At 45.8% G+C, this 2,995-nt stretch carries 4 protein-coding genes; all 4 read left to right on the top strand.

Features of this window, described 5'->3' with window-relative positions; translation table 11 throughout:
* On the top strand, positions 1–375 hold a 375-nt coding region (locus LX24_RS14870), incomplete at its 5' end, for a hypothetical protein (RefSeq protein WP_207706637.1).
* A gap of 103 nt (positions 376–478) precedes the next feature.
* Positions 479–1,738, top strand: coding sequence for a DDE-type integrase/transposase/recombinase (locus LX24_RS14695; RefSeq protein ID WP_166512876.1), 1,260 nt, complete (start codon positions 479–481; stop codon positions 1,736–1,738).
* The gene (locus tag LX24_RS14690; protein WP_166512875.1) at positions 1,731–2,531 is read left to right on the top strand and encodes an ExeA family protein; all 801 of its coding nucleotides are present in this window, start codon (positions 1,731–1,733) and stop codon (positions 2,529–2,531) included. The genes LX24_RS14695 and LX24_RS14690 overlap by 8 nt, the downstream gene beginning before the upstream one ends.
* Positions 2,521–2,775 (top strand): DUF5348 domain-containing protein, encoded by a 255-nt coding sequence (locus LX24_RS15330; protein ID WP_423244347.1) that lies wholly within the window; start codon positions 2,521–2,523, stop codon positions 2,773–2,775. The genes LX24_RS14690 and LX24_RS15330 overlap by 11 nt, the downstream gene beginning before the upstream one ends.
* The last annotated feature ends 220 nt before the right edge of the window (positions 2,776–2,995 follow it).

Below are 2,995 nucleotides of genomic sequence, written 5' to 3'. Positions count from 1 at the left end.
ATTTGTCCAGACTGCGGTAAAACCATTTCCATTCTACCAACCTTTCTTCTCCCGTACTTCCAACATACAATGGACTTTATCATCCGTATCCTACTTACCTCCTGGATTGTCTATCGTCTTATATGTTCACGGCAACTGCGTCGATTTTATGAGAAACGTGCCTACGGTAAACTAACTGAGATTGAACTTTTTATTAGGGAGCATGAAAACCGCAAGGCGTTGCCTGACGCGTTAAAAGAAAAAGCCATAAAAATGCTTCAGATGATCCAAGCTTTGGGGAAAGCGACCTTCGTTAGAAGGTGGTGGGGTCATCGGATTAGCAGTTTTATGGCACATTCATTGTACCATGGTGCGCGCGTGGTGAAAACCATATAACGTTTCCACATACTTTTTTCGTCGCTTTATCCATGGGTGTGCCATTATAATGAAAATAATGGTTAGCCGGCTAGCCTACCCTTCACAAGGAGGCTATAACCAAGTGGATGAAAACATAAGGGAAAAGATTGCGTTGTTTCGTTATGGGATAATTGCACCATTGTTGAATGAACAAGTCGATCGAGAGGTCTATTTGGCCGAGCAATCCGCTAAAAAACATGAAGTGCCGCATTACGGGGAAAGGGCCTATGCTGCCAAGACGATTCTTGAATGGCTTTTGCTTTACCGCAGGCAAGGTTTCGATGGTCTAAAACCGGCCCGACGTAGTGACCGAGGTCAGTTGCGCACTCTTTCGTCTGATCAACAAGACTATATACTGGCGCTGCGTAAAGAGCGGCTTTGGATGCCTGTCACTGTTTTCTATGATCAATTGATTGAACAAGGTGATGTATTTCCCAAAGAGGTATCTTACTCTACAATTCACCGTTTCCTTAAAAAGCAGGGATTGCTGGGTAAGGAAACGCCAAAAACAACGGAACGCAAGCGGTTTGCCCACGCTAAGGTGAATGCCCTCTGGCAAACCGATGCAAGTGAAGGACCGCGCCTTCGCATCGGAGGGAAAGTGGTACGTACTTATCTAATAGCTTTCATTGATGACTGCTCCAGGCTCGTACCCTATGCGATGTTTGTGCCATCTGAAAAATTTGATGGGTTGCGTATGGTGATGAAAGAGGCATTGATCCGGCGCGGTATTCCGAGGATAATATATACAGATAATGGAAAAATATTTCGTTCCCAGATTATGCAATTTGCTTGTGCATCTCTAGGGATTCAACTACTACATACCCAAGCCTATGATCCCCAGGCCAAGGGTAAAATAGAACGCATGTTTCGCACTTGCAAAACCAGATTCTACACACTGCTCAAAGCAAGTCCGGCCTCTTCGCTTAATGAGCTTAATGAGCGATTCTGGAGATGGCTTGAGGAGGATTACCACCGCAAACCACATGCCTCGCTGAATGGTCGGATGCCGCTGGAAGTGTATTTGTCGCAAGTGGATAGTATCCGCACCGTAGATGACCCCTTAGCACTTGATTCCGTATTTCTCAAACGTGCTTTTCGCAAGGTCAAACATGACGCCACTTTTTCCCTTGAAAACCGGCTGTATGAGGTACCCGATATTTATGCGGGACGGAAAGTGGAGCTGCGCTATGACGAAAGAGGCGTTCATCTTTATGAGGATGGCAAAGCAGTTGCTCAAGCTGTGGTGGTCAGCTTCCATGACAACGCTCATATGAAGCGCCATCGCTCTTCATTATCGTTTAGAGAACTGCATGCGAAGGAGGATGGGGACGATGTATAAAGCTTTTTATTCTCTGGCTGCCGCCCCGTTCTCCAAGGAGTTGAAGGTGTCCGATGCCTATGTATCTACGCCGCATCAGGAAGCCCTAGGGTGCTTGAATTACATGAAACAGGTGCGCGGCATGGGAATTTTCGTTGGTGAACCAGGAGCCGGAAAAACTTATACGTTACGTGTATTTACTGATTCATTGAATAAATCGCTGTACAAGGTTGTATACTTTCCACTCTCTACAGGATCGGTGAACGATTTTTACCGGGGACTGGCCTTCGGCCTTGGAGAAGAACCGAAAAATCGCAAGGTCGATTTGTTTCGCCAGATTCAACAAACGATTACGGTTTTGTTTTACGAGCGGAAGATCACGCCGGTTTTTATTCTGGATGAGATGCAGATGGCCAAGGATGTTTTCCTGAGCGATTTAAGTTTGATATTCAATTTCCAAATGGACTCGCACAACCCGTTTATTCTTCTGCTTTGTGGTTTGCCATATTTGCGGGACCGGCTGGCGCTAAACCATAACCGTCCACTCGCCCAACGGCTACTCTTAAGCCATCATATTGAGCCGCTGGACAAGGAGGAGGTAAAAGGGTATGTGCTACACCACATGACCCTTGCCGGAGCCAAGCATCCCATCTTTACCGATGCTGCTCTCGAAGCCATTGCCGCTTGTACACAAGGTTATCCCCGGCTGATCAACAAACTAGGGACTCACGCCTTGCTGCATGGCTATATGAGAAAAGCCGAACAGGTTGACGCTGAGATTATCCGCATTGCAGCGCAAGAGAATGGGATGTGATACCCACATGATACCATGGAAACGAGATGGGCGAATTTTGTACAATATCCAAACCGATCGCTGGGATGTCTGGGATGTTTATTCCAAGCCATTTGCTTTACATTGCGGAGAGTGCTTCGAGATAAAGATTGGGGACCATTTTTTACCTTGCCGGATCGAAATGGACCCTGACTGGGTTATATACCTTAGCAATACCCGGTTCCACCTGCATCCAAAGGCCAGTTACCGAATTCGGGTGGAATAAATATACTATACCTTGATCTTGTTTTAAGGACAAGTCCCTTAAGCAGTCAGCTATTTCCTGACTGCTTACTTTATGGTAAAAACAGCTGCCGAAATACCGTGATTATGTGAAAACTTGGGTTCGAATATGCTTGATTAATGTGCAAAATATTGGTTTAACCCCTCGTTTTTCAACTGCTCTATTTTGCAAATGAGGTGCCGATTTAATTTGCTAATTCACA

Source organism: Desulfallas thermosapovorans DSM 6562 (assembly GCF_008124625.1).
In the GTDB taxonomy this organism is placed as follows: Bacteria; Bacillota; Desulfotomaculia; order Desulfotomaculales; family Desulfallaceae; genus Sporotomaculum; species Sporotomaculum thermosapovorans.
Note: the sequence above shows the minus strand (reverse complement) of the source record. Positions and strands in the feature narration are given on the sequence as shown.